Origin of the sequence: Sphingosinicella sp. LHD-64 (assembly GCF_031157375.1) — a bacterium.
GTDB lineage: Bacteria > Pseudomonadota > Alphaproteobacteria > Sphingomonadales > Sphingomonadaceae > Allosphingosinicella.
This window is the reverse complement of the sequence record NZ_JAVIFV010000003.1, coordinates 428,605-454,333: the sequence shown is the minus strand read 5'-3', so window position 1 is coordinate 454,333 and position 25,729 is coordinate 428,605. Positions and strand designations below refer to the sequence as shown.

Here is a 25,729-nt window from a genome sequence, read left to right as displayed (position 1 = left end):
CGTAAGCTACTGCCGGCCCAGCACGCCAAGCGCCGCGACGGTCATCGCCTCGACCGCGGTCGAGATGGTGGGATCTGGCTCTGGCGCCCAGAAGGGGCTGTGCAGCGAGGGCAGGACGGTGCCGTCGCGCTGCGCCGCATCCCAGCGCGCCTGCGGCACGCCGCCGACCCAGAACATCAGGCTTTGCAGGCCGGGCTCGGCGATGCGGTAGCGGCCGAAATCCTCGCCGGCCATGACCGGGCGAACCTGGCGGACGCGCTCGGCGCCGAAATGGGTCCGGAACCGCTCGGCCGTGGCACGGGTGAGGTCGTCCGAATTGACCGTCGCCGGCGTGGCTTCCGCCTCGCGGACGGTGACGCGCGGCATCCGGTCTTCCGGTACGCCGGCCGCGATCGCTTCGCCGCGCGCGATGCGGGCGATGCCGTCGAGCAGCTGTCGACGGATCTCGGGCGTGTAGCTGCGCACGGTGATCAGCAGCCGCGCCTCGTCCGAAATGATGTTGTGCTTGGTCCCGGCCTGGAAGCTGCCGACGGTGACGACCGCGCTGTCGAGCGGATCGAGCTCGCGGCTGACCAGGGTCTGGAGCGACGTGACGATGCGGCTGGCGAGCACGATCGGGTCGCGCGTCGTGTGCGGCGCGGCGCCGTGGCCGCCGACACCGAAGACGGTCATGTCGACCGAATCGACATTGGCGAGCGCGGGCCCGTCCGAATAGCCGATCATGCCCGCGGGAAGCGTCGCCGAATCGTGGAAGGCGATGGCGTGGGTCGGCTTGGGGAAGCGGGTGAAGAGGCCGTCCTCCAGCATCGCCTTGGCGCCCTGGCTGGTCTCCTCGCCGGGCTGGGCGATCATCACCAGCGTGCCGGACCACTGGCTCCTGAGCGCGACGAGGCGGCGCGCGGTGCCGACCCACGCGGCCATGTGGGTGTCGTGGCCGCAGGCGTGCATGATCGCGGTGGCGAGGCCCTCGCGGGTCGTGCCGCGGGCGCGGCTCGCGAAGGGCAGGCCGGTCTGCTCCTCGACCGGCAGCGCGTCCATGTCGGCGCGCAGCATCAGCACCGGGCCGGGGCCGTTCTCCAGCACCGCGACGACGCCGGTGCCGCCGACGCCGGTGGTGACGGTGAATCCCAGCTCGCGCGCCGCATCGGCCATCAGGCCGGCCGAGCGCGTCTCCTGCATCGAGAGCTCGGGATTGGCGTGGAGATCGCGATAGAGTTCGAGCAGCTGCGGCATGTCCTGGCGGATCGCCTGGCGGAGGTCCTGGGCAGGTGCGGGGCTGGCCATGGCCGTGGCCAATAGCATGGCCGCGAGGAATTTGCGTCGCATTGTAGAAGGTCCTCTCAGCGGGGCGTGAGCTCGATCACGTCGATCTGGGATTCGTAGTTCGGGCGAGGCAGGACAAGGCGCCAGCGATTGGCGCCGACGCGCTCGACGAAGCCGATCATGTCGCGCTCCCCGTCGATGCCATATTGGTAGGCGCGCGCCTCGTCGCCAAGCTGCATCGTGCCGAGGAAGACGAGGCGCAGGTCGTTGTCGGGATAGATGAGGCCGATCGGCCGCTGCGATCCGTCGATCTTGGTGAAGCCCAGCGCATTGCCGCTCGCATCGGCGGTGATCCGGCAGGTGTAGGCGGGATAGGCGACATAGGCGAGGCCGCCGGGCGCGCGGCTGCCGAGCTTGAAGGTGCGGCAGGCATAGTCGCCGGGCGGCGGCGCCGGCTCGGTCTGCGCCGCGTCGGGATCGAGCAGGGCGCCCTCGGCGGCGATCTCCGCCTGATGGCCTTGGGCGCGGGCGGCGGCAAGCCCGTCGGTCCAGGCGTCGCGCCAGTCGTGCAGGCGGTGCCGGTCCTCCTCGGTCGCGCGCCCGCGCCAGGTCGCGCCCGGGGCGCTCGCCGGATCGGGGCATTCGGCCGCCTGGAGTGCCGCCAGCGCGGCCGTCGCGATGAGGGGCAGGAACATCGGGTCGAATCTTGGGCCATCCATCCGGCGGCGGCAAGCCGCTTCGCGCTCGCATTGCACGGTGTCGCGATTTCAGGCACGTGTCGGGGTGGCGGCCGGACGGGAAATCGGCCGGGGGAAGGGGGCTCGATGTCTTTTGCACGATGTTTCGTGGGCGCTGCGCTGGCGCTCGCGGCACTGCCGGCCGCAGCGCAGGATTTCAATGCACAGCCGAACTTCGGGACGGTGAACCTGAGGACCGGCTTCACGCCCGATCCGCAGGTCATCGCAGTGCGCTCGGGCGGCGCGCTCGACGTCCAGAACCTCAGCAGCAATTGCCGCGGCTTCATCTCGAACGCGCCCGACGTGCGACTCAATTTCGAGGCGGGGAACCTGCCGCTGATCCTGTCGGTCAACTCGAGCGCCGACACCACGCTCGTCGTCAACGGCCCGGACGGCCAATGGTATTGCGACGACGACGGCGGCAACGAGGGGCTGAACCCGTCGCTGCGCTTCGACAAGCCGTCGTCGGGCCGCTACGAGATCTGGATCGGCACCTACGGCAATTCGAGCTACCAGGAAGCGCAGCTCCACATTTCCGAGCTGTACAGCCAGTAGCCATTTCGAGCCTGGAGGCTCCTGCATGATACGTTCGGCATGGTTCGCAGCCTTGGTGGCAAGCGCCGTCTTTTTCACACCCGCAGCGGCTTTGGCGACTCAAGTCCTGGAGCGGGCGGAGTCAGATGTCGAGCTTTCCACTGGCACCCGTCGCGCCGTCGACATGCACCGCCTGCTCACGGATCGAGCCTATGCACAGGAAACACTTGATTATTTCTCGCGGACGGTAACCGAAGTTCCAGAGAATGCCGAGTTGCGGGTGGCCGTCGACAGCATACGTCTCGCCGCGCTGGGCACGCTGGGACGGAACGCCGAGATTCACCAAATCATCGACCGTACTCTGGCCGCACGGCCGCGGACTGCCGTGGAATATCTCGCCGTCCTGGCGGCCGCGGGCCGGTTCAACAATCATCCGCTGCTTGCGGAAATCATGGATCACGCCAGCCGGAATGTGCGGGCCAGCGAATGGTCAACGTTGCGCGAGCTGATGCCGCGCGACGGTTGGCGCTCCTTGCTTCAGGATATGTGGGAGCGAGGGGACATGCGCTCCCGCGCGCGCCTCGCCGAAGCGCTGTTCAGGATCGGCTGGCCCGGCAACAGCGATACGCGCATGGCAGACTCCCTGCGCTCGATCCTCGTCGAGGACCGGTTGAATCGAGCTGACCACGCCAGCGCCACCGAATTCGCTGCCGGCCTCTCGACCCCATCGAGCGTTTTATCGATGATTCTCCTCAAGCGATATGATGATATCCTTTCGCCCGGCGAGGATCGCCTTGCCCTGTTGCGCCGTGCAATTGGACATCGGGAAGATGAAACCGCCGAAGCTGTTGCTGCTGCGCCGCAGAATCACCGCGTGGTCCTGGATCGCGTGCAGCATTTGCGCGATCTCGATCGCGATGCGGAAGCGCTCGCCCTGCTCCAGCCTTATCTCTCCGACGTCGCCGAAACGATCGCCGCGAGTGAGGACGGGATGTGGTTGGTGACCGAGGCGGCCCGGGCCCTGATTGATCTCGGGCGTTCCGATGTTGCCTTCGGGCTGATGGCGCAGCTGGCCGCTCTTCCGGTGGCGGAACGGATCCAACTTGTTGGTCCGAACGTCAGTTTGGCCGAGATGCTATGGGAGGCAGATCGGGTCGAAGAGGCGCTCGCCCAAGCGCAGCGGATCGACGGGGAAATGCTGCAATTCGTGAACAACTACGGCAAGATGCGGGTCTGGAGCCATGTGGTCTGCGCACTCACCGGTCTCGATCGTGCGGCCGACGCGCGGCCCTGGATCGAGCGGATGCGCGATATTGCAACCGCCAATGAAGGCGCAATGATGCTGGCTCATCTTTGCCTGGGCGATATGGCAGCTGCCGAGGCCGTGCTGCTGCGTCGACTGCGCTCCAGCGATCCGTCGCAGGCGGTACGGGTCCTTCAGGACTGGTTGCCGGGAAGCGGGCCTCCGAAAGAGGCTTGGCTGCTTGCGCAATTGCGGGTGCTGCGGTCGCGGCCCGCAGTCGCCATCGAGCTTGAACGGGTCGGCCGGATTCTGCAGCTTCCGCTCGCCCGAACTTCCTGGAGCACGTTTTGAAGCCTATCCCGCCGTCCAGCCGCCGTCCATCGAGAGGTTCGCGCCGGTGATGGACGCGGCCTCGTCGCGGCACAGGAAGACGGCGAGCGCGGCGACCTGGTCGGGCTGGACGAACTGCTTGGTCGGCTGGGCGGCGAGCAGGACATCGTTCATCACCTGCTCGCGGGTCATGTTCCGCGCCTTCATCGTGTCCGGGATCTGGTTCTCGACGAGCGGCGTCCAGACATAGCCGGGGCTGATGCAGTTGACGGTGATGCCGTCGGTCGCGGTCTCCAGCGCCACCGTCTTGGTGAAGCCGGCAATGCCGTGCTTGGCGGCAACATAGGCGGACTTGTTGGGGCTGGCGACAAGGCTGTGCGCCGAGGCGGTCGAGATGATGCGGCCCCATTTCTTCGCGCGCATCCCGGGCACCGCGAGCCGGGTCGCGTGAAAGGCGGCGGAAAGGTTGAGGGCGAGGATCAGGTCCCATTTGTCGACCGGGAACTGGTCGACCGGGGCGACATGCTGCATGCCGGCATTGTTGATGAGGATGTCGACCGTGCCGAACGTGTCGGCCGCCTGTTTCATCATCGTTTCGATTTCGCTGACCTTGGTGAGATCGGCGCCACTATAGGCGGCCTTGACGCCGTACTGGCTTTCGATACCGCTGCGCTCCGCCTCGATCGCCGCGGTATCGCCGAAGCCGTTGATCATCACATTGGCGCCTTCGCCGGCCAGCGCCTTCGCGTAAGCGAGGCCGATGCCGGAGGTCGAGCCGGTGACCAGCGCGGTCTTTCCCTTGAGGAACATCGGAGCGGGGGTCCTTTCTATTGGGCGAGGTCGAAGGCGGCGGTGTGGCCGCTGACGATGTTGCGGGCAAGGAGGCTGTCGTGGCGCATCGTCTCGGCGATGGCGGCAACGCCCTCCTGCCAGTGATGGTCCATGGTGGCGCGGGAGAATTCGAAGTCGCTCGCCGACCCCTCCCAGCCGTGGCGGCGGTAGATGAGGTGGACGACGTTGACCGCATGCTCGGCGGCGAGCTTCGTCAGGTGGGCGACGTCGGGATCGCTGGCGAGTTCGGGCGGCAGCTTGGCGAGCACCTTGCGGATCGCCTCGCGCTCCTTGCGCAGGCGGATGCGCTGGTCGGTGACCTGGCGGGTGCGGCTTGAATAGCGGATGTCCTTCTCGCGGGAATAGACGTCCATGATCGTCGCCGGCAGTGCGCCGCGGGCCGGGAAGAGATCGACCTGGAAGACGAGCAGGTCCTCGCGCTGGTTGTCGAGGACATGGGCGAGCGGAGTGTTCGAGACGATGCCGCCGTCCCACCACCAGGCGCCGTCGATCTCGATCGGCGGCAGGCCGGGCGGCAAAGCGCCCGACGCCATGATGTGGCGCGCGTCGAGCCGCTCCCGGCGGGTGTCGAAATAGCGGAAATTGCCGGTCTCGACATTGACCGCGCCGACCGAGAGCCGGATCGGTCCTTCGTTCAAGAGCTCCCAGTCGACGTAGGAATCGAGCGTCCTCGCCAGCGGCGCGCTGTCGTAGAAGCTCAGCGCGCCGGTGCTCTTCGACGGCGCGAACATCGGGTTGAGCAGTCGGGGCGTGAAGAAGCCCGGCACGCCCTGCGCGGCGACGTAGCCGGCCGAGAGGATGTGGACGAGCTCCCGCCATTCCTCGCCGCCGGCGAGTGGCAGCGTCGGCAGGGCGGCGGTCACCTCCTCCCAGAAGGCGCGGAGCCTGACGAGGCGGTTGCGGGGCGGGTTGCCGGCGATGATCGCGGCATTGACCGCGCCGATCGAGATGCCGGCGATCCAGTCGATCTCGATGCCCTTGTCCTGGAGGCCTTCGAACACGCCGCCCTGATAGGCGCCGAGCGCCCCGCCACCCTGCAGGACGAGCGCCACCGTGTCCGGGAGCGGCAGCCGCTCGGGCGTCTTGGCGCGGCGACGGGACTCGACATCGGCCATCGCGGCGTTCCCTTGCCCGGCGCAAAGGGTTATGCAAGCCGTATCGGACTTGCGCCGGCCGGGTGCGCAGATTTCACGGTCCGCCGGATGAGGAGGGTGCCATGCGTTTCGGGGACCGCAGGACCAGCGACAATGTGGAAAGCCAGCGCGGCCAGAATTTCGGCGGCGGCGGGTTCGGCGGTGGCGGCGGCGGTCTGGGCGCCGGCGCCGGAATGCTGATCAGCCTCGTGGCGAGCCGGTTCGGCATCGGCGGCATCATCGTCCTCGTCGCGATCTTCCTGATCTTCGGCGGCGGCCTTGGCGACATCTTCGGCACCGGCGGCCAGCGCGCGGTCGGTCCGCAGCCGACCCAGCAACAGCAGCAGGGCGCGCAGGCCGGCGGCAATGTCTGCCAGTCCGATCCGGCGACCCGCTTCGCCTGTCAGGTGCTCGGCTCGACCGAGGACCGCTGGACCGAGATTTTCCGGGAGAACGGCCGGCAATATCAGCCGCCCAAGATGGTGGTCTATTCACGCGCCGGACGCTCGGGCTGCGGCGCGGCCGACTCGGCGATGGGGCCGTTCTACTGTCCGGCCGACCAGGGCATCTATCTCGACACCGAATTCTTCCGCGAGCTCGCCCAGCGCTTCCGCGCCCCCGGCGACTTCGCCCAGGCCTATGTGATCGCCCACGAGGTCGGCCATCACATCCAGACGATCACCGGCACCGCCGGGCGCATCCGCCAGGCCCAGCAGGCGGTGAGTCAGGCCCGAGGCAACGCGCTGCAGGTGCGCATGGAGCTGCAGGCGGATTGCTATGCCGGCGTCTGGGCGGCGCGCGAGCGCGTCGCGCTGGAGCCCGGCGACATGGAGGAAGGCATGACCGCGGCGGCGGCGATCGGCGACGACACGCTGCAGCGCGCCGCCCAGGGCACGGTGGTGCCGGAGACCTTCACCCACGGCACCTCGGCGCAGCGCCAGGAAGCGCTGATGCGCGGCTTCAATGGCGGCAATCCGGCCGCCTGCGACACCTATATGCAGGGAGTCTAGCCAAGACGGAGGGCCGGGGGAGCGATCTCCCGGCTTCTGAAAACCAAAAGCGCCGGCGTGGAGGCTGCTTCCACGCCGGCGCGGATGGACGAGCAAATGGGGAGAGTCGTCCACCTGGTCAGAGGGCCGCGGATACGCTGCGGCGGCCTCGTTGAAATGTCTCTAGCCCTATTGAGAATGAGTTGCAATAGGGTTTTTCACACGGTTCAACCCGTCATTGCGATATGGCGACGCAGCCCGGCATGGCCTTGGCCGGTTAGCTTGGTGGCTTCGCTCGCGCGAAATGACAGATAACACGCCTGACGTTCGTCGACACATCTGTTGACAATGTTGAGAATGACTATCAATAGCGCCCGCAAGCCGGAAAACCGGCATGCGAAAGGGGCTATTTCCATGCACGAGTCGACGGGCGCGCGCGGCGCCGCCTCCCTGTTCCTGGCGCTGAGCTGCGTCGGCTTCATTTCCTCGCCGGCCTATGCCGATGATGCCGGCCAGAGCGACGTGCGCTCGTCCGACACCGACGAGATCATCGTCACCGGCGAGCAGATGCGCGAGCTCGAGTCGCCCAAGGCGACGGCGCCGCTGCTCGACACGCCGCAGACGGTGACCGTGATCAGCGACCAGACACTGAGACGGCAGAACCTGCTCAGCCTGCGCGACGCGCTCAGCACCGTGCCCGGCATCACCTTCGGCGCCGGCGAAGGCGGCGGCGGCTACGGCGACTCGATCAACCTGCGCGGCTATTCCGCCAACAACGACATCACGGTGGACGGCGTGCGCGACAGCGCCCAGTACAGCCGCACCGACCCCTTCAACCTGCAGCAGATCGAGGTCTACAACGGCGCCAATTCCGTGTTCAACGGGTCGGGCAGCGTCGGCGGCACGATCAACCTCGTCTCCAAGGTGCCGCAGGCCGAGGACCTGACGATCCTCCAGGCCGCGATCGGCACCGACAACTATTATCGCGCGACGATCGACACCAACCAGCGCGTCACCGATCTGATCGCGGTGCGGCTCAACGCCATGTACCATCGCAACGACATTCCCGGCCGCGACGTCGAGGAGAACGAGCGCTGGGGCGTCGCGCCGTCGATCACCTTCGGGATCGGATCGCCGACCAGCCTGACCCTCGCCTACGTCCACCAGCGCGACGACAATGTTCCGGTCTTCGGCGTGCCCTACTACGCCGCGTTCGGCGGCCCGCTCGACCCCTATGTCGACGATTCGGACTATTTCGGCATCGTCAATCTCGACGAGCAGGAGATCACCGTCGACCGGCTGACCGCGACTTTCAACCACGAGTTCAGCGACGCCCTCTCGATCCGCAACCTGACCCGCTGGCAGCGCGTCGCGCAATACAGCCAGACTTCGGCGCCGCAGGGCACCTGGTGCCTGCCGACCGGTCTCACGCCGCTCGGCGTCGCCTGCCCGGCCGGCCAGAACGCGCCGGGCTTCTACTATCCGAGCGGCCCGCGCGGACTGGTGCGCGACCAGGAGAACCAGCTCCTCTACAACCAGACCGACCTGCGCTGGGCGAGCGGCGAGGCGGGGCGGCTGCGCAACACCCTGGTCGTCGGCGCCTCCTTCGCGCGGGAAGACTATCAGCTCACCAATGCGCAGCTGTTGCGCAACCCGGGCGGGGCGACGCCCAATCCGGTGCTGCCGCCGATCCCGCTCTCCAACCCCGACACGACCTGGACGGGCCCGGTCAACTTCGTGTTGACCGGCATCTCCTATGGCGAGAGCCGCAACGCCGCCGTCTATGCGTTCGACACGCTCGAGATCGGCCCGTTGTTCGAGATCAACGGCGGCGTCCGCTGGGAGAATGTCCGCAACATCTTCCGCGCCGACACCTATGCCACGCCGGCGAGCGGCGGCGCCTATACCCGCGGCACGGACCAGGTCAGCGACGAATCGCTCTTCTCCTACCGGGCCGGTCTCGTCTTCCATCCGATCCCGACGGCGAGCCTCTACGTCGCCTACGCCAATTCGAAGACGCCGAGCTCGAACACCGTCCGGGCCGGCTGCACCAGCGGCTCCGGGGCGACGCTCGTCGATTTCTGCGGGGTGGCGCCGGAAACGGCGCGCAACATCGAGATCGGCGGCAAGATCGACCTGTTCGACCGCCGCCTGCAGCTCACCGCGGCGCTGTTCCGCAACGAGCGCACCAATTTCCGCGTCGCCTCCAACGAGCCGGGCGTGCCAGATCCGCAGGTGCTGGACGGCCGCTCGCGGGTCGACGGCATCGCGCTCGGCGCCACCGGCAACATCACCGAGAACTGGTCGATCTTCGCCAACTACACCTATCTGGACGGCGACGTGCTCCAGGCGATTTCCGATTTCTGCCTGGCCAATCCGGGCGCGGCCGGCTGCGGCAACAGCGTCGCCAATCCCGATCCGCAGCGCGGCAACATCCTGCAGCAGACCCCGAAACATTCGGGGAGCCTGTTCACCACCTACAGCTTCCCGTTCGGGCTGCAGGTCGGCTACGGCCTCACCTATCAGGGCAGCATCGCGCTCAACCAGAGCACGCTCGCCGCGCCGCAGCAGTTCCGGGCGGACAGCTACATGACACATCGTTTCTATGCGGCCTATGCATTCGCCAACGGGCTGACCGCGCAGGTCAATGTCCAGAATGCGTTCAACGAGCGCTACTTCACCGGCATCCGCAACAACGGCTGGGCGGTGCCGGGCGAGGACCGCTCGGCCGTGTTCAGCCTGTTCTACAGCTTCTGACAGGGGGAGCCTCCCCGCCCTCGAACCCCCGGGGCGGGGAGGCGTTCTGGCCCGCGGCCGCATAAAGAAAGCTGGACTCGCGCTTTTGCGGGAGTGACGGTGAGACATGCACCCGCCGGGGGATCCCACGCCATGATGCTCGCCATTCCCGATCTCCTCGACAAGGCGGCGGTGGCGCGCGTCCGGGCGATCGTCGATGCGGGCGAGTGGGTGGACGGCAACGTGACCTCGGGCCACCAGTCGGCCCTCGCCAAGAAGAACCAGCAGCTCCCCGAAGCCAGCGCGGCGGCGCGCGAGGCGGGCCAGCTGGTGCTCGACGCGATCGGGCGCTCGCCTGTGTTCATCGCGGCGGCGCTGCCGCTCAAGATCTTCCCGCCGATGTTCAACCGCTACCAGGGCGGCGAGGCGTTCGGCACCCATGTCGACAATGCGATCCGCATCCTGCGCGGCAGCGAATTCCGGGTGCGCAGCGACCTTTCGGCGACGCTCTTCCTCGAGGAACCGGAGGCCTATGAAGGCGGCGAGCTGGTGGTCGAGGACAATCTCGGCGTCCATGCCACCAAGCTGCCGGCCGGCCATCTGCTGCTCTATCCCGCATCGAGCCTGCACCGGGTCGAGCCGGTGACGACAGGCGCGCGGGTGGCGAGCTTCTTCTGGATCGAATCGATGGTCCGCGACGATGCCGCGCGCACCCTCCTGTTCGACCTCGACCGGTCGATCCAGGCGATCGCCGCACGGCAGGGCCAGGGCGACGCCGAGGTGGTGCGGCTGACCGGCATTTATCACAATCTGCTGCGGCGCTGGGCGAGCACCTGAAGGCGCAGGCCACGCTGCCGCGGGGTCTGATACAACCTTAACGTTGCAATCCATTCTCAATAGCTTTTAAGGAGAGCCCGAACGCTATCGGGGGATGATCGTGGCCCAATCGACGACGTTGCGCCTCAGGGGCTGGTGGCTATGGGTCCATAAATGGATCGGCATCCTGCTCGCGGTGCTGATCATTCCGATCTCGGTGACCGGATCCGCCCTGGTCTGGCATGACTGGCTCGACGAGACGCTCAATCCGCAGCGGGTGGTGACCGGGACGCCGGCACTGACGCCGTCCGCCTATGCCGATGCGGCGCGCACGGCGCTGGCGCCCGGCGAGCGGGTGATGTCGGTGCGCTATCCGGAGGGCGAGGGCGCGGTGCTGGTCCAGGCGGCGCGTCCGCCGCAGCCCGGCGCCGGCGGCCGGCCGGTGCGCACCAACGTCTGGCTCGATCCGGCCGACGGGCGGGTGCTCGACACGGCCGGCAGCAACGCGGGCGCGGTGCGGGTTCTCCACGTCCTTCACGGCAGCATGATGATTCCCGGCGGTTGGGGGCGGCCGATCGTCGGCTGGGTCGGCATCTTCATGTTCGTCTCCTGCCTCACCGGCATCTGGCTGTGGTGGCCGATCACCGGCAGCGTGAAGCGCGGCTTCCGCTGGAAGCGGCAGAACTCCCTCAATGCCAATCTCCACCACCAGATGGGCTTCTGGATCCTTGTGCCGCTGGCGATGCTGAGCTTCACCGGCTTCTGGATCTCCTTCCCGAGCGTGTTCGGCGTCTTCGAATCAAGCCAACCGCGCGCGGAGGGCAAGGCGAAGGGTGGCGGCCGCGAGGGCCGCGAGGGCCGCGGCAAGGGGGCCGAAAAAGGCGGCGCGCCGGACCGGATGCGGGCGATGCGCGCCCAGCCGCTGGAGCGGACCGCGCTGACCCCGGAAGCAGCGCTCGCCGCCGCGCAACCGCATGCGACCGGGCCGCTCGTCCTCGTCACCTGGCCGACCGACCAGGAAGAGAGCTGGAAGGTGAGCTTCGCGCGCGCCGGCGGCCCGGCCGAGATCTCCGTCGCCGACGCCTCGGGCGAAGTCACGCCGCCGCGCCCGCCGCGGCCCGAGACGAACGCGCGGCTGATGCGGCGCTGGCATGACGGCACCGGCATGGGCGTGGTTTGGCAGATCGTGATCTTCATCGGCGGAATCATACCGGCTCTGCTGTCGATCACCGGCCTCGTCATGTGGTGGCGCAGCCGCGGCTGGAAGGCCGAGCTCGCCAAGAAGCGCAAGGCCAGAGCGAAAGCCGGACAGGCGGTGCCGCAGCCGGCGGAGTGAGTCCCGTCCGCTATTGATAATAACTTGCAAGAGAGATGGCGAGACGCTAGCCGCACGGCGTTCGCCGTACGGGGGGATTTCATGCGCACGTTCCTGGGTCTGGGTTTGTCGGCCGTCGCTCTCGCTTGGGCGATGCCGGCGTTGGCGCAAGGAGTGGCGCCGGAGAGCGAGGATGTCGGTGCCGACACGCAGGTCGCCGGCGACGAGAACCGCGACGACATCATCATCACCGCGGCGCGCACCATCCTGCCACCTTCGGCGCTGCCGCTGACAGTCGATGTCATCGACAATGAGACGCTGAACCAGCAGCTCGCGATCTCGGGGTCGGTCACCGACGCCGTCGCGACCCTCACCCCGTCCTTCTCGCCGACCCGGCAGAAGCTGTCCGGCGCCGGCGAGACGCTGCGCGGCCGCTCGCCGCTCTACGCGATCAACGGCATCCCGCAATCGACACCCTTGCGCGACGGCAGCCGCGACGGCTTCACCATCGACGGCTTCTTCGTCGATCGGGTCGAGCTCATCTACGGCTCGAATGCCCTGCAGGGGATCGGCGGCACCGGCGGCATCGTCAACCAGGTGACGGCCGGCGCGCCGCGCCAGGAGGGCTGGTCCGGCCGCGCGCTCGTCCAGGGCACGGCGGACAATGATTTCAACAGCGATGGCCTGGGCGGCAAGATCGCCGGGCTGCTCCAGTATCGCGCCGGCCGCTTCGACGCCTCGGTGGGCGCCGCCTATGAGACGCGCGGAATCTTCTACGACGCGGACGGGCGCCCGGTCGGCATCAACCTCACCCAGGGCGAGACGATGGATTCCGAGGCGGTCTCGCTGTTCGGGCGATTCGGCTACGCGCTGTCGTCGAGCGCACGGCTCGATCTCATCCTCTCCCGCTTCGACCTCGGCGGCAATGGCCGCTACGTGCCGGTGGCGGGCAGCCGGGCGACCGGCCTTCCGACCAGCCAGCGCCGCGGCGATCCGCCGCTCATGCCCGCCGCCAACCTCGCCGAGAGCGCCGCACTGTCGCTCACCGACACCAATTTGTGGGGCGGCAATTTCGTCAGCCAGCTCTTCGTCAGCCGCACCCGCGACACGTTCGGCGCCGACGTCACCCCGCAAATCTCCCAGCAGGATCCGGCGATCGCGCCGATCGGCACCCTGTTCGACCAGACCGAGAACAGCTCGCGCAAGATCGGCGCCCGGTTCAGCTATGAGCGCGTGATTCCCGGCTTCGAGGACCTCACCGCGACGATCGGCTTCGACGCTTTGTTCGACCGGACCGAGCAAAGGCTGATCGCGACCGACCGCACCTATGTGCCGCCGACCGATTTCCGCAGCCTCGCGCCGTTCGGTCAGCTCAACCTGCGCCTGTTCGATGGCCTGCTCCGCCTCGCCGGCGGCGCGCGCTGGGAGAATATCCAGATCAAGATCGGCGACTATCGCTCGATCGCCTCGACCACCTTCGTCGCCTGCGCGCCGACCCTGCCGGTAGGCACGCCGTGCGGCCCCTCGACCTATGGCGGCGTCGATGTCGCGGGCGGGTCGCCGAAGTTCGACGACGTGCTGATCAACGGCGGCATCATCATCGAGCCGCTGCCGGGCATCCGCGCCTATGCGAGCTATGCCGAGGGCTTCACCGTGCCCGACGTCGGCCGCATCACCCGCGCGATCGGGACGCCGAACGTCGATATCGACACCTTCCTCGACATCGCCCCGATCGTCTCGAACAATCGCGAGATCGGCGTCGAGGTGAACCGCGGGCCGCTGGAGGCCAGCGTCACCTATTTCTGGTCGTCGAGCGACAAGGGCCAGTTGCTGGTTCCGGGCATCGACCGCAATTTCGACGTCCAGCGCCTGCGCGTCGAGATTGACGGGCTCGAGGTGAACCTGCGCGTGCGGACGCCGCTCGAGGGGCTGACGCTCGGCGTCGGCTATGCCCATATCAACGGCCGCTTCGACAGCGACGCGAACCGCAACGCGCCGGACGGCATCGTCGATACCGACCTCGACGGCGTCAACATCTCGCCGGACCGCCTCAACCTGTCGGCAGCCTTCAATCGCGGCCGCCTCACCGCCTTGCTGCAGGCGCAATTCTTCCTGTCGCGCAGCTTCGGCGCCGATGCCGGCAAGCCGCGGCCCGATCCGCGCAACAATTTCGGCGGCTATGCGGTGGTCGATTCCTATGTCCGCTACGATACCGGCTTCGGCGGGCTCAGCCTCGGCGTCCAGAACCTGCTCAACGAGCAATATATCGACTATAGCAGCGACACCCGGCTGCCGACCGACAATCTCGCCTTTTTCGCCGGGCGCGGGCGGACCTTCACTTTGGGCTGGGACTATCGCTTTTGATCCTGCGCTGGCTTGATCTGCTCCACCGCTGGACGGGCGGCGTTGTCGGCCTGCTGCTGGCGGTCATCGGCCTCAGCGGCACATTGCTGGTGTGGGAGGAGGCGTGGATCGGCCTCCCCGGCGCCGATGATCCTCTGCAAGTGGATGCAGCGGCGACCGGCGCGGCGGTGGAGGCGGCGATCGCAATCGATCCCGCGCTCAGCCGCATCACCTTCGCCGATCATGACATGGGGCTCCACCAGGCCATTTATGCCGATGGCGGCGGGGCCTATCTCACGCAGGCCGGCGAAGTGGTCGACCGTTGGGGCAGCCTGTGGGGCCGGCCCGAGCTCTGGCTGTTCGATCTCCACCACTATCTGCTTCTCGGCGAACCCGGAAAATACACGACGGGCGTGCTCGGCCTGCTGCTCCTCGCTTTCTCGATCACCGGCCTGATCCTGTGGTGGCAGACGCGCAAGACCTTCAAATTCCGCCTGTGGCCGAAACGGATGAGCCGCAGCGCGATCGTGCGCCAGCACCGCGACATCGGCGTCGTCGCCTCGCCGCTGCTGATCCTCGCCGCATTGACCGGCTCGTTGATGGTCTTTCCCCCCATGGCCGACGCGCTGCTGGCGCCCTGGGCTGACCCGGCGAAAGCCGCTCCAGCCCCGCCGACCGGAGCGGGTGCCGTGACGCCGCAGACGGACTGGCGGCGGCTCATGGTGAGCGCTCAGGCGGCCTTCCCCGAGGCCTTGCCGCGCCGCATCATGCTGCCGACGCGCCCCGGCGCGCCCGTCGTCCTGCGCCTGCGGCAGGCTTTCGAATGGACGCCGAACGGCCGCACCTATGTCTATCTCGATCCGGCCACGGCCGAGGTCCTGGCCGTCGAGGACCCCGCGACCAGCGATACGGCGAGCGCCATCACCGAGAAATTCTACCCGGTCCATGCCGGCAAGGTCGGCGGGTTCCTCTGGCATCTCGCGCTGACGTTCGCGGGCCTGACGCTGACCCTGCTCGGCACGCTCACCGTCTGGACCTTCTGGTTCCGCCGGCCCAGGCCCAAACGGACAGCACCGCCTGCGCTCCAGCCGGCGGAGTGACCGGGTAACGGCGAGCCTTCTTTCGCAAACACTCCCGTTCGCCCTGAGCTTGTCGAAGCCTGTCCTGAGCGCCTGCAAGGCAGTCGAAGGGGGCTGTTCTTTCTTGAGGCAGAAGAGAAGGACAGGGCTTCGACAGGCTCAGCCCGAACGGTTTTGTGGTCGGAAAGGTCATGAAACTAGAGGTGCCGCGTCTCGGCGGGCGGTTCCCACCATTTGTTGTCGCGGCCATTGCCGTAGCTGACCGGGGCCTCGGCCAGTTCCTCGGGTGTCGCATCGTCGAGGCTGCCGAGCTGGACCGAGACGAAGTCGCCGCCGATCTCCTCGACATGGCCGCGGCTGAACGCCGCGCAGCCGCAGGTCGAGCAGAACAGGCTGTGGCCCTGCATCGTGCCGAACTGATAGTCGGTGAGCGCGCCTTCGTCGGTGAGCAGCCGGAACTGCTCGGGCTTCAGCAGCACGCCCCAGGCGCGGCGCTTGGTGCAGATCGAACAATTGCACTTGCCGGTGCCGGCGGCGAGATCGATGTCGGCCTCGAAACGGACGGCGCCGCAATGGCAGCTTCCCTGATAGGTCTTGAGCATCTCGTGCGTCCCTCTTTCGCTGTTGCCGGCTCGACATAGCGCCATGCTGCTGCCAGCATGTTGTCAGCAGCATGGCAGTAGGGTTTGCAAATGCGCCGCGCCGAACGTCTGTTCCAGATCGTCCAGATCCTCCGCCGCTCCTCGAAGCCGGTGACGGCGGAGACGATGGCCGCGGAACTGGAGACGTCGAAACGATCGGTCTACCGCGACATTGCAGCGCTGATCGGCCAGCGCGTGCCGGTGCGGGGCGAGGCCGGGATCGGTTATGTGCTGGAAGGCGGGTTCGATCTGCCGCCGCTGATGCTGACCGAGGACGAGACCGAGGCGGCGGTGCTCGGCGCGCAATGGGTGGCGGGCCATGGCGATCCGGCGCTGGCGCGGGCGGCGCGCGATCTCATCGCCAAGATCGCGGCGGTGTTGCCGGAGGATTTGCGGCCGTTGGTCGAGAGCGCCGGCGCGCGCACCGCGCCGGGCTGGAAGATCCCGCCGGACGGCTTCGACGTCGCGATGGCGCGGGCGTGGATTCGGGCGGGTCGCAAGATCGTCCTCGACTATCGCGACGGCGAGGGGCGGGAGAGCCGGCGGACGATCTGGCCGGTCGCGATCGGCTATATGGAGGCGCGGCGTGTGCTGGTCGGCTGGTGCGAGCTACGGCGGGATTTCCGCGATTTCCGCGCTGATCGCGTGACGGCGGCCGAGTTTCTCGACGAACGCTATCCCGATCGCCCTGCGGCGCTCCGGGCGCGCTGGCTGAGGCAGCTTCGTGATCGCTATGACGACGATGCAGCTAGGGACGAGCCGTAAGGCGGAGCGGCAGGCCGCCAGCCGGGCGCAGCGTCACCATGCCCGAGGGGCGCACCTCGCGTCCCGGCTCCGGCGCGAAGCTCCAGCGGGCGAGCCAGTGGGCCAGCACGGTCAGCGCCTCGGCGGTGGCGAAGCGGCTGCCGACGCAGACGCGCGGGCCGCCGCCGAACGGAATGTACTGGAAGCGGTGCCGCTCCCGCCCCGGCGCGAAGCGGTCGGCATCGAACGCGTCGGGATCGTCCCAGAGCTTGCGGTGGCGATGGAGCAGCCAAGGCCAGATCGAGACGATGTCGCCGGGCGAGACCAGCGCCTCGCCAAGCTGGTCGGCCGCGACCGCCTGGCGATCGAAGCGGGGCACGGGCGGGTAGAGGCGCATCGATTCCTCGACGATGCGGCGCAGCAGCGGCAGCCGGTCGGGAAGGGCGGGATCGTCCGCGCCGGCGGCGAGCGCCGCCCGCGCTTCGTCTGCCGCCTGGGTCTGTAGATCGGGCTGCTCGGAGAGGAGGAAGAGCGTCCAGGTGATCGTGTTCGCGGTCGTCTCGTGGCCGGCGAGATAGAAGGTCGCGGCATTGTCGACGGCGAGCGCCAGCGCTTCGGCGGACTCGAACTTGTCGTACAGGGCGCGGATCAGGCGGCCGAGGAAATCATCGGGCCCGCCATCGGGCAACCGGTCCTTCACCACCTCGGTCAGCGTCTGGCGCAAATAGGTCCGGCCCCTGAGCGCACGCCGGCCGCGCCGGCTCCACGGGAAGAGCGGCAGGCCGAGCAGGGCTTGCAGGCGCGCTTCGCTCACCCCCTCCAGCGCAGCGGCGATATGGGCCATGGCGGCGTCTGTGGCGAGCCGCGGGTCGCCGGCGAAAAGGGCGTCGGCGATGATCCGCATCGTCGTCGCGGTCGCCGCTTCGGCCATGTCCAGCCTGTCCGCGGCCCTCCACGCCTCGGAAGCGTTGCGGGCCGTGCGCGCGAAGACCGGGATGAGGGCGTCGATCGCGGCGGGGGCGAAATTGGCGGCGACGATCTTGCGCTGATCGCGCCAGAGCTGGCCGTCCGAGCTCAGCAGGCCGCGGCCGATCGTCGGGTCGAGCAGCGTCTTGACGATGTCCGGCTTCACGTAGTTCGCCGCATTGTCGAGCAGCACGCGCTGCACCGCGTCGGGCGTCAGCGGAATGTGGACGTTGTAGCCGAACACCTTGCGGCCGAAATAGGGCAGCTCGAACGCCCGCTCCGACCAGCCGTAGACGGCGGTCCGCGCCCGCTCCCCGACGAAGCCCCGCCACACCGGCACCGGCCCGGCCGAGCGTGGTGGATGGGGCGGGATGAAGCGTTCAGTCACGTCCGGCGTCACGGAGTGCAACCAGTCTCGCACCCTCCGTAGGGAGACGCGGGACTAGCTGCCGGAGTGCGGTTTCGAGACTGGCCCGGTCCGGGAAGCGGCAGCTTCGGACCTTGGAATCGGGAACAATGGTGGCGCCTGCGGATGTGGCAAGGGTTTCCATCTCCAGGCAGGACGGCATCAGGATTGCGTACTCTCCATCCGGCCGCGCTTCCAGCAGGCCATAAACGGTCGTGTCGGACGGCGCCGCTTCCTCGCCTATCGTCGCCACCCAGGCGACGAAGATGCCACGGTCCGCATCCAGCGTCGCGAAACCGACGCCGACGGGTTCCCGATCATCGCGCGGGGTGAAGCGCGTAAGACCATCCGGGAGGATCGAAACGCGCGCGTCGTCGCTCTGGCCATCCGGGCTCAGAAGCCGATAGTCACCGGGCGCGACAGGGGCGCGCAACTCGGTTGCGGCATAGAACATGTCTCCAGTCCAGCAGCCGGATATCAGAAAGGCGGCGACGAGGATCAGGTTGCGCATGCGCCCGATCCTCTCCCTGCCTACTCCGCCGCCAGCAGCCGCTCGGCGCCGCCGAGATCGACGCTGACCAGGCGGCTGATACCTTTCTCGATCATGGTGACGCCGAACAGGCGGTGCATCCGGCTCATCGTCACGGCATTATGGGTGACGATCAGATAGCGGGTGTCGGTCTCGCCGGTCATGCGGTCGAGCAGGTCGCAGAAGCGCTCGATATTGGCGTCGTCCAGGGGCGCATCGACCTCGTCGAGCACGCAGATCGGCGCCGGGTTGGTGAGGAAGAGGGCGAAGATCAGCGCGATGGCGGTCAGCGCCTGCTCGCCGCCGGAGAGCAGGGTGAGGGTCGCGAGGCGCTTGCCTGGAGGCTGGGCCATGATTTCGAGGCCCGCCTCCAGCGGATCGTCCGATTCGACCAGCTCGAGATGCGCCTGGCCACCTTCGAAGAGGGTGGTGAAGAGGCTGCGGAAATGGCGGTCGACGTCCTGGAAGGCGGCGAGCAGCCGGGCGCGGCCCTCGCGGTTGAGGCTGCCGATCGAACCGCGCAGCCGGTGGATCGCGACGCCCAGTTCCTCGCGCTCGGACTGGCTGGCGAGGCGGCTTTCCTCCAGCTCGTTGAGCTCGCTTTCGGCGACGAGGTTGACCGGACCGATCCGCTCGCGCTCCTGGGTGGCGCGCTCCAGGCGGCTGGATTCGGACGCGACGGCCTCGATCGACTCCTCCTCGAAGCCGACCCGTTCGGGCAGGAGCGGCGGTGGACATTCGAACTTCTCGCCGGAGATGCGACCCATCTCGATCCGCCGGGCATCCTGCGCCTCGGCGCGCGCGGCGGCGCCGGCCCGCGCTTCGCGGCAGGCGGCGAGCGCCTCGCCGGCCTCGGCGAGTTTCGCCTCGGTGGCGCGCAACGCGTCCTCGCCGGCGCGCTCATGGGCGGCGGCGGCCTGCGCGGCTTCGGAGGCGGCGATCGACTCGTCGGTGAGCGCGCCGATGCGCCGCTCGTAGTCGCCGGGGGCCGCGGCCAGCTCCTCACCCTGCGCCTCGGCTTCGGCGATGCGACGGGCGAACTCGGCATTGCGCTTGTCGGCTTCGGCCGAGCGCGCCCGCCAGTCGGCCTGCTCCTTCTTCGCCGCCTCGGCGCGCTGGCGGTCGGCGGCAACGGCACGCGCCTGCGTTGCCGCCTCGGCCCGAATCTCCGCCAGCGCCGCCTGGGCCGTCTCCGCGGCGACGCGAAGCTCGGCGACCTTCGCCTCGGTGGCGGCGGCATCGGGCAGGGTGGCCCACTGAGCTTCCGCGTCATCGCGCGCCTTGGCTGCATCACGCAGGTCGGCCTCCGCGGCGTCGGCCCGTTCGGTGAGGCCGGTGCGGCGCAGTTCCAACCGCTCGATCTCGACCGCGGCGCTGTCCTCGGCCCGGCCGGCGTCGCGGATCGCGGCGGTCGATTCGGCCTCGGCGCGGCGCCCCGCCTCGGTGGCGGCACGGGCAGCGTCCATCGCCGAGCGCGCTCCGGCGGACCGCGCCTCGGCAGCTTCGACCGCGGCGGAGGCGGCGGGGAGGGCGGTTTCGATCTCGGCGAGGCGGTTGACCCGGATCAGCCGTTCGGCCGCCGCGGCGCCGAGACCGCTCGCGACATAGCCATCCCAGCGGCGCAGGCGTCCATCGGTGGTGACGAGGCGCTGGCCGACGGCGAGGGCGATGGCGCCGTCGTCGCTCTCGACCACGCCGATCTGGCGGAGCCGGCGCAGCAGCGCCGCGGGCGCATCGACATGGTCGGCGAGGCTGGTGCAACCCTCGGGAAGCGGCGGATCGCCCGGCAACGGATCGGCACCGGCCCAGCGACGCGGGCCGTCGTCGGCGAGGCTGGCGTCGAGATCTTCGCCGAGCGCGGCCGCGAGGGCGCGTTCATAGCCCGCGTCGGCACGGACATGGTTGATCGCGCGGTCGCCGCCCGAGGTCTCGACGGCCTTGATCAGTGCTTTCGCTTCGGATTGCAGCGCAGCGAGCGCGGCACGCGCGGCAGCGGCTTCGCTCTCGGCAGCATCGCGCGTTTCGGCCGCCTGCTGGCGTTCGGCGTCGGCGGCGGCGATCGCCCGACCCGCTTCGGCGAGCCGGGCCTCGGCCGCCTCGCGGTTCGTGCGCGCTTCGTCCAGCGCAGCCTGGAGCGGGGCGAGATCGCCGAGCCCTGCCATCTGGTCCTTGAGGCGCTGCGCCTCGGCTTCGGCGCGGGCCAGTTTCTGGCGGGCGGCGTCGAGCGCGGCCTGGGCGACCCGCGCCTCGGCCTGCTCGCCGGCCTGGACGGCACGCGCCTGGCCGAGCGCGGTCTCGGCGGCGCGGGCGGCGTCCTCATGCTCGACGGTGCGGATGTCGATCGTGCCGCGACGTGCCTCCGCGTCGGCGAGGCGGGCGGCGATCTCCGACAGCTCCTGCTCCAGCCGCGCGAGCGCCGCGGCGGCGTCATCGCGGAGCGCCTCCTCGCGCGTGCGGTCGGCGGCGAGGGTGCGCCGGCGTTCGGCCAGCTCGTCGATGCGGCGTCGGACGCCGTCCCGCTCCGCGCGCAGCGCGGCGAGCCTGTGGCCGAGCTCCGAGGCGCGCTCGCGCGCCGCCTCGGCGGCACGCCGCTTGTCGGCAAGCTCGGTCGCGGCCTGGGTCTGCCAGGCGGCAGCACCGCGCTGGGCCTCGGCCGCGACGGCGACGGCGGCCTCGGCCGTCTCGGCCTCCTTCTTCGCGGCTTCTGCGGCGGCGGCGGCCTCGCGCCAGCGGGCGAAGATGAGGCGCCCTTCGGCGACCTTTATCTGATCCGAGAGTTTGCGGTAGCGTTCGGCGGCGCGGGCCTGGCGCTTGAGCGCCGACGCGCGCAGCTCCATGTCGGCGAGCACCTCGTCGAGCCGGACGAGATTGGCCTCGGTCGCGCGCAATTTCTGCTCGGCATCCTTGCGGCGGACGTGCAGCCCGGAAATCCCCGCCGCCTCCTCGAGCATCAGCCGGCGTTCGGTCGGCTTGGCGGCGATGACGGCGCTGATCTTGCCCTGGCTGACGAGGGCGGGGCTGTGGGCGCCGGTGGCGGCGTCGGCGAACAGCAACGCGACGTCCTTCTGGCGCACGTCGCGGCCGTTGACGCGGTAGGCGGAGCCGGTGCCGCGCTCGATCCGGCGGGTGATCTCGACCTCGCCGGCCGGCGCGAAGCCGGCATCGCCGCCGACATCCGCATCCTGTCGCTCGACCAGCAGCGCCACCTCGGCGAAATCGCGCGGCGGGCGCAGCGCGGTGCCGGCGAAGATCACGTCGTCCATGCCGGCGCCGCGCATCGACTTGGGAGAGCTTTCGCCCATCACCCATCGGATCGCCTCGAGGACGTTGGATTTGCCGCAGCCGTTCGGGCCGACCACCCCGGTGAGGCCGGGCTCGATCACCAGCTCCGCCGGCTCGACGAAGCTCTTGAACCCAGAAAGCTTGAGACGCTTTACCTGCACCGGACGGTTTCGGCCCCCCTCATCTCACCCTAGCGGCCGCCGAGCAGCGGCTCGAGCGTCGCCCAGTCGCGTACCGTGCCGGCGATGCGGCCGTTGATCGCGAAGGTCGGCGTGCCCTGCACGCCGAAATTGGCGCCGGACTGCTGCATCTGGACGAGTCGGTCGAGTCCGGCCTGGTTCGACAGGCACGTGCGCGCCTGAGCCGCGTTCACGCCGTGGCGCGCCGCGATCGCCTCGAGGCCGGCCACCGAAACCACCCGCTGCATGGTCTCGAGCGGCGACAGGCCCTCCATCTGCTGGCGCTGCTCGGCCGGAATCTCCTGCATCCGGTTCATCCATTCCTGCTGGCGCGCGAAAATCTCGCTGTTCAGCGCGAAATAGTTCTGCGGCGCCGCGCAGCGGCTGACGAGCGCCGCGGCCAGATCGAGGCCGTTGAGCACGAAGTTGCGATATTCCCAGCTCACCCGGCCCGAACGGACATAGGTGGCCAGCCGCGGCCCGCCTTCCGCCGAGAAGGCGGCGCAATGGGGGCAGGTCATCGACATGAACTCGACGACCTTGATCGGTGCATCGGGATTGCCCATGCGAAAGCCGCCCTCGGGCGTCTGGCTGACCACCTGCGTCCAGTCGCGCTGGGCCTGGGCGGCGGCCGGCACGGCCGGCGCCGCCAGCGCGGCGACGCCGAGGATGAGCGCGGCGGCGAGCCGGCGGATCATGTCAGCCGCCGATTGCCGCGCGCAGCCGCGGCTCCAGCGCCGACCATTCGGCGACGTCCTGGCGCTCGCCGTTGATGAAGAAGGTCGGCGTTCCGGTCACCTGCTGCTCGGTCATCGCGCGGTTGGTCATGTCGGTGAGCTGCTGGACGGCCTGCGCGTCGGACAGGCACTCGTTGAAGCGCGCCTCGGGCATGCCGCGGCGGGCGAAGAAGGTGTCGAGCTCCATCGCCCGGGCGAGCGGCGGGATCAGCTGGTCGGGCTGGAGCGACTGGAGCCGCTGCGATTCCTGCTCGTCGATCCGGCCGAGGATCTCGGTCTGCTGGGCGAAGATCTGCTCGACGGTTCGGAAGAAGGCCGCGGGCTGCTGACAGCGGGCGAGCGCGGACATCGCCATGTCCGGCGCATTGAGGATGAAGTTGCGGAACTCCCAGCTGACCTGGCCCGAGCGGATATAGGTGTTGCGCAGCCCGTTGGTCGCCTCGTTCGAGAAGGCCGCGCAGTGCGGGCAGGTGAGCGAGGCATATTCGACCAGCTTCACCGGCGCGTCGGGGTTGCCCATCAGGAACCCGCCCTCAGGCGTCTGGCTGACCGTCTCGCTCCAGTCGCCATTGTTCGGCGCGGCGATCTGCTTCAGCGGCGCCGAGCTGTTGGCGGCCAAGGCGTTGAGGTCGCCGCTGCCCCCGTCGCCACAGCCGGCGAGGAGGAGGGCCAGGGCGATCGTGCTGGCGCCGGTCAGGATCTTCATCGCTTTTTCTCTCCACCAATTCGGCCGACGACCGGGATCGTCGTCACCACCGGCGTTCCATCGCCGGAGGAGAGGCCGCGCGCAAGCGATTCCAGACATGCGCGCAGCTCCGGATCGGCGACCTCGCGGAGCGAAGCGCCGAGATCGGCAGGAAGCGGACGGAGCGAGGGCGGCGCCTTGCGCGGCTTCACGGCCTCCGCGCGGACGATGCCCTGGCGGAAGCTGACCCGCGCCACCGCCTCGTAGCCGAAGAAGCGGTTGACCCGCTCGACGATCGTCGGCGCGACATGCTGCATCATCGGCGCATGGGCGCCCTCGACGACGAGGGTGAGCGTGCCGCCGCTCTTCCGGCCCGGCGGGAAGCGGATCGATTCGGGCGCGGACACGGCGGCATAGCGGGCGCCGACGATCTCGCCCCAGCGGCTGACGATCGACGACTGGACGAAACCGAAGCGGCGGAAGGCCGCGCCGCCGACCTCGGGCAGGAGATCGGAGACGGCGCGCATCCGTCGCGAGCGGACAGGCTCCGCCGCCGGCTTGCGGCGCGCGCTGCGCGGCTTCGTCCCCACCAGTTCCGTCATGGCCGGGATGATGGCATAGGCGGCCCATGCCCGTCGATGCCTCGAGCGCGCTTTTGTGTTGGTATGCTGTGGATAAGCGACGGCTTCCCTGGCGCGCCGAGGGCGGTGAGACACCGGACCCCTATCGGGTGTGGCTGTCGGAGATCATGCTGCAGCAAACCACGGTCGCGGCGGTGAAGCCCTATTTCGAGAAGTTCACGGCGACTTGGCCGACGGTGACGGCGCTCGCCGCGGCCGAAGACGGCGAGGTGATGCGGGCCTGGGCGGGGCTCGGCTATTATGCCCGGGCGCGCAACCTCCTCGCCTGCGCCCGGGCGGTGGTTGCCGAGCACGCCGGGCGCTTTCCCGACGATGAGGCCACACTGCGCAAACTGCCGGGGATCGGACCCTATACGGCCGCAGCGATTGCGGCGATCGCATTCGGCAGGCGTGCCGTGGCGGTGGACGGCAATGTCGAGCGGGTCGTCTCGCGGCTGTTCGCGGTGAAGGAGATGCTGCCGGGCGCCCGTGGGAGAATCCGCGAGCTGACCGACACGCTCGTTCCGGAGGAAGGCGCGGGCGACTTCGCCCAGGCAATGATGGACCTGGGCTCGGCGATCTGCACCCCGCGCAACCCGGATTGCGGGCACTGCCCCCTGACCGGTTATTGCGCCGCCCATGCCGAAGGCGATCCGGCCCGCTATCCGGTGAAGGCGCCGAAAGCGGCGAAGCCCCATCGCGTCGGGACCGCCTACTGGCTGGAACGTGACGGGAAGGTGCTGCTGGTGCGTCGGCCGGCCAGGGGCCTGCTCGGCGGAATGCTGGCGCTACCAGACTCGCCGCCGTTGACCGCGGATTGGCAGGCGGCCGGGTCTGTCGACCATGTCTTCACCCATTTCGCGCTGACGATGACCTTGCTCTGTGCCGAGACAAGCCAGGACGTCGAGGGCATCTGGTGGCCCGCCGGACAGCTGGATGAGGCAGGCCTGCCGACCCTGTTCGCCAAGCTGGCGATGCGCGGCCTCTCATGGCGCAGCCTCCGCCGCGCCGCGTAATCAGCGATCGCCGAGCGCCCGCTCGATCGACGCGATCAGGGCCGGGTCGTCGGGCGGCGTATCGGGGCTGAAGCGGCCAGTGATTTCGCCGTGGCGATTGATCAGAAACTTCTCGAAGTTCCACAAAACTTCCGGCTCCGGATGGATCGGGATGTTCCTGCTCGCGAGGCGCTCGCGCATTGCATTGCCGTTCGGGCTTTCGGCCCTGGGTTCGGCGGCGGTGAGCGCCGCATAGAGCGGGTGACGATCGGCGCCGGCGACGCTGATCTTCGCGAACATCGGGAAGGTGACGTCGTAGGTGGTCGAGCAGAAGGTCGCGATCTCCACGTCGGTGCCCGGCTCCTGCTGGAGGAAGTTGTTCGCCGGGAAGCCGAGGACGACGAGGCCGCGGTCGTTGTAAGCGCGGTAGAGCTTCTCCAGCCCCTCATATTGCGGGGTCAGGCCGCACTTCGAGGCCGTATTGACCACGAGCAGCACCGAGCCGGCATAGTCGCCGAGCGAGCTGTCCCTGCCGTCGGTGGTCCTGAGCGGAATGGTCTGGATGGCGGTCATGA

General features: G+C 68.9%; 22 protein-coding genes. 10 read left to right on the top strand and 12 right to left on the bottom strand.

The genetic code is table 11. From position 1 onward, the window contains the following. Positions 1-6: 6 nt before the first annotated feature. Both RCO27_RS10125 and RCO27_RS10120 read right to left on the bottom strand, forming a co-directional pair. Positions 7-1,284 carry an amidohydrolase gene (locus RCO27_RS10125; protein WP_309002557.1) on the bottom strand — a complete coding sequence of 426 codons (1,278 nt, stop codon included), beginning with the start codon at positions 1,282-1,284 and terminating at the stop codon, positions 7-9. Positions 1,285-1,340: 56 nt separating this feature from the next. Next, positions 1,341-1,958 (bottom strand): DUF4893 domain-containing protein, encoded by a 618-nt coding sequence (locus RCO27_RS10120; RefSeq protein WP_309002556.1) that lies wholly within the window; start codon positions 1,956-1,958, stop codon positions 1,341-1,343. A gap of 129 nt (positions 1,959-2,087) precedes the next feature. On the opposite strand from RCO27_RS10120, the gene RCO27_RS10115 reads away from it, so the two are divergent. Next, positions 2,088-2,555 carry a hypothetical protein gene (locus RCO27_RS10115; protein WP_309002555.1) on the top strand — a complete coding sequence of 156 codons (468 nt, stop codon included), beginning with the start codon at positions 2,088-2,090 and terminating at the stop codon, positions 2,553-2,555. A 55-nt stretch (positions 2,556-2,610) separates the two neighbouring features. Beyond that, entirely contained in the window at positions 2,611-4,128 is a 1,518-nt protein-coding gene (locus RCO27_RS10110) for a hypothetical protein (protein WP_309002554.1), read from the top strand. Positions 4,129-4,131: 3 nt separating this feature from the next. Here the strand turns inward: RCO27_RS10110 and RCO27_RS10105 are convergent, their stop codons facing one another. Both RCO27_RS10105 and RCO27_RS10100 read right to left on the bottom strand, forming a co-directional pair. Then, positions 4,132-4,917 (bottom strand): 3-hydroxybutyrate dehydrogenase, encoded by a 786-nt coding sequence (locus tag RCO27_RS10105; RefSeq protein WP_309002553.1) that lies wholly within the window; start codon positions 4,915-4,917, stop codon positions 4,132-4,134. Positions 4,918-4,934: 17 nt separating this feature from the next. Then, entirely contained in the window at positions 4,935-6,074 is a 1,140-nt protein-coding gene (locus tag RCO27_RS10100) for a patatin-like phospholipase family protein (RefSeq protein WP_309002552.1), read from the bottom strand. Positions 6,075-6,175: 101 nt separating this feature from the next. Between RCO27_RS10100 and RCO27_RS10095 the strand changes: the two genes are divergently transcribed. From RCO27_RS10095 to RCO27_RS10070, 6 genes are all read left to right on the top strand, one after another. Continuing rightward, positions 6,176-7,102 (top strand): neutral zinc metallopeptidase, encoded by a 927-nt coding sequence (locus RCO27_RS10095; protein WP_309002551.1) that lies wholly within the window; start codon positions 6,176-6,178, stop codon positions 7,100-7,102. A gap of 393 nt (positions 7,103-7,495) precedes the next feature. Next, a complete protein-coding gene (locus tag RCO27_RS10090; RefSeq protein WP_309002550.1) occupies positions 7,496-9,838 on the top strand; it encodes a TonB-dependent receptor domain-containing protein in 2,343 nt (780 codons plus the stop codon). Positions 9,839-9,970: 132 nt separating this feature from the next. Continuing rightward, positions 9,971-10,654 carry a Fe2+-dependent dioxygenase gene (locus RCO27_RS10085; RefSeq protein WP_309002549.1) on the top strand — a complete coding sequence of 228 codons (684 nt, stop codon included), beginning with the start codon at positions 9,971-9,973 and terminating at the stop codon, positions 10,652-10,654. A 100-nt stretch (positions 10,655-10,754) separates the two neighbouring features. Further along, the gene (locus RCO27_RS10080; RefSeq protein ID WP_309002548.1) at positions 10,755-11,969 is read left to right on the top strand and encodes a PepSY-associated TM helix domain-containing protein; all 1,215 of its coding nucleotides are present in this window, start codon (positions 10,755-10,757) and stop codon (positions 11,967-11,969) included. Positions 11,970-12,050: 81 nt separating this feature from the next. Continuing rightward, complete coding sequence (locus tag RCO27_RS10075; RefSeq protein WP_309002547.1) at positions 12,051-14,312, top strand: TonB-dependent receptor domain-containing protein; 2,262 nt, start codon at positions 12,051-12,053, stop codon at positions 14,310-14,312. After that, positions 14,309-15,391, top strand: coding sequence for a PepSY-associated TM helix domain-containing protein (locus RCO27_RS10070; protein WP_309002546.1), 1,083 nt, complete (start codon positions 14,309-14,311; stop codon positions 15,389-15,391). Before RCO27_RS10075 ends, RCO27_RS10070 begins: the two co-directional genes overlap by 4 nt. Before the next feature lie 176 nt (positions 15,392-15,567). Here RCO27_RS10070 and RCO27_RS10065 read toward each other — a convergent pair whose 3' ends face one another. After that, on the bottom strand, positions 15,568-15,972 hold the full coding sequence (locus RCO27_RS10065) for a GFA family protein (RefSeq protein WP_309002545.1): 405 nt from the start codon (positions 15,970-15,972) through the stop codon (positions 15,568-15,570). Positions 15,973-16,062: 90 nt separating this feature from the next. Here RCO27_RS10065 and RCO27_RS10060 point away from each other — a divergent pair, with 90 nt between their 5' ends. Continuing rightward, the gene (locus RCO27_RS10060) at positions 16,063-16,776 is read left to right on the top strand and encodes a YafY family protein (RefSeq protein ID WP_309002544.1); all 714 of its coding nucleotides are present in this window, start codon (positions 16,063-16,065) and stop codon (positions 16,774-16,776) included. Here RCO27_RS10060 and RCO27_RS10055 read toward each other — a convergent pair. Genes RCO27_RS10055 through RCO27_RS10030 form a run of 6 tightly spaced genes read right to left on the bottom strand, consistent with a single transcriptional unit; the run spans position 16,760 to position 24,141 of the window. After that, entirely contained in the window at positions 16,760-18,109 is a 1,350-nt protein-coding gene (locus tag RCO27_RS10055; RefSeq protein WP_309002543.1) for a cytochrome P450, read from the bottom strand. The two genes, RCO27_RS10060 and RCO27_RS10055, sit on opposite strands and share 17 nt — an antisense overlap. Continuing rightward, complete coding sequence (locus RCO27_RS10050) at positions 18,102-18,638, bottom strand: hypothetical protein (protein ID WP_309002542.1); 537 nt, start codon at positions 18,636-18,638, stop codon at positions 18,102-18,104. Before RCO27_RS10050 ends, RCO27_RS10055 begins: the two co-directional genes overlap by 8 nt. Before the next feature lie 20 nt (positions 18,639-18,658). After that, entirely contained in the window at positions 18,659-22,099 is a 3,441-nt protein-coding gene (locus tag RCO27_RS10045; RefSeq protein WP_309002541.1) for an AAA family ATPase, read from the bottom strand. A 29-nt stretch (positions 22,100-22,128) separates the two neighbouring features. Continuing rightward, positions 22,129-22,815: a thioredoxin domain-containing protein gene (locus RCO27_RS10040; RefSeq protein WP_309002540.1), complete on the bottom strand. Its 687-nt coding sequence runs from the start codon at positions 22,813-22,815 to the stop codon at positions 22,129-22,131. Position 22,816: 1 nt separating this feature from the next. After that, entirely contained in the window at positions 22,817-23,560 is a 744-nt protein-coding gene (locus RCO27_RS10035; RefSeq protein ID WP_309002539.1) for a thioredoxin domain-containing protein, read from the bottom strand. Further along, positions 23,557-24,141 carry a DciA family protein gene (locus tag RCO27_RS10030; RefSeq protein ID WP_309002538.1) on the bottom strand — a complete coding sequence of 195 codons (585 nt, stop codon included), beginning with the start codon at positions 24,139-24,141 and terminating at the stop codon, positions 23,557-23,559. Before RCO27_RS10030 ends, RCO27_RS10035 begins: the two co-directional genes overlap by 4 nt. Before the next feature lie 26 nt (positions 24,142-24,167). On the opposite strand from RCO27_RS10030, the gene mutY reads away from it, so the two are divergent. Beyond that, positions 24,168-25,175: an A/G-specific adenine glycosylase gene (gene mutY / locus RCO27_RS10025; protein ID WP_309002537.1), complete on the top strand. Its 1,008-nt coding sequence runs from the start codon at positions 24,168-24,170 to the stop codon at positions 25,173-25,175. Here mutY and RCO27_RS10020 read toward each other — a convergent pair whose 3' ends face one another. Continuing rightward, entirely contained in the window at positions 25,176-25,727 is a 552-nt protein-coding gene (locus tag RCO27_RS10020) for a glutathione peroxidase (protein ID WP_309002536.1), read from the bottom strand. Positions 25,728-25,729: the final 2 nt, after the last annotated feature.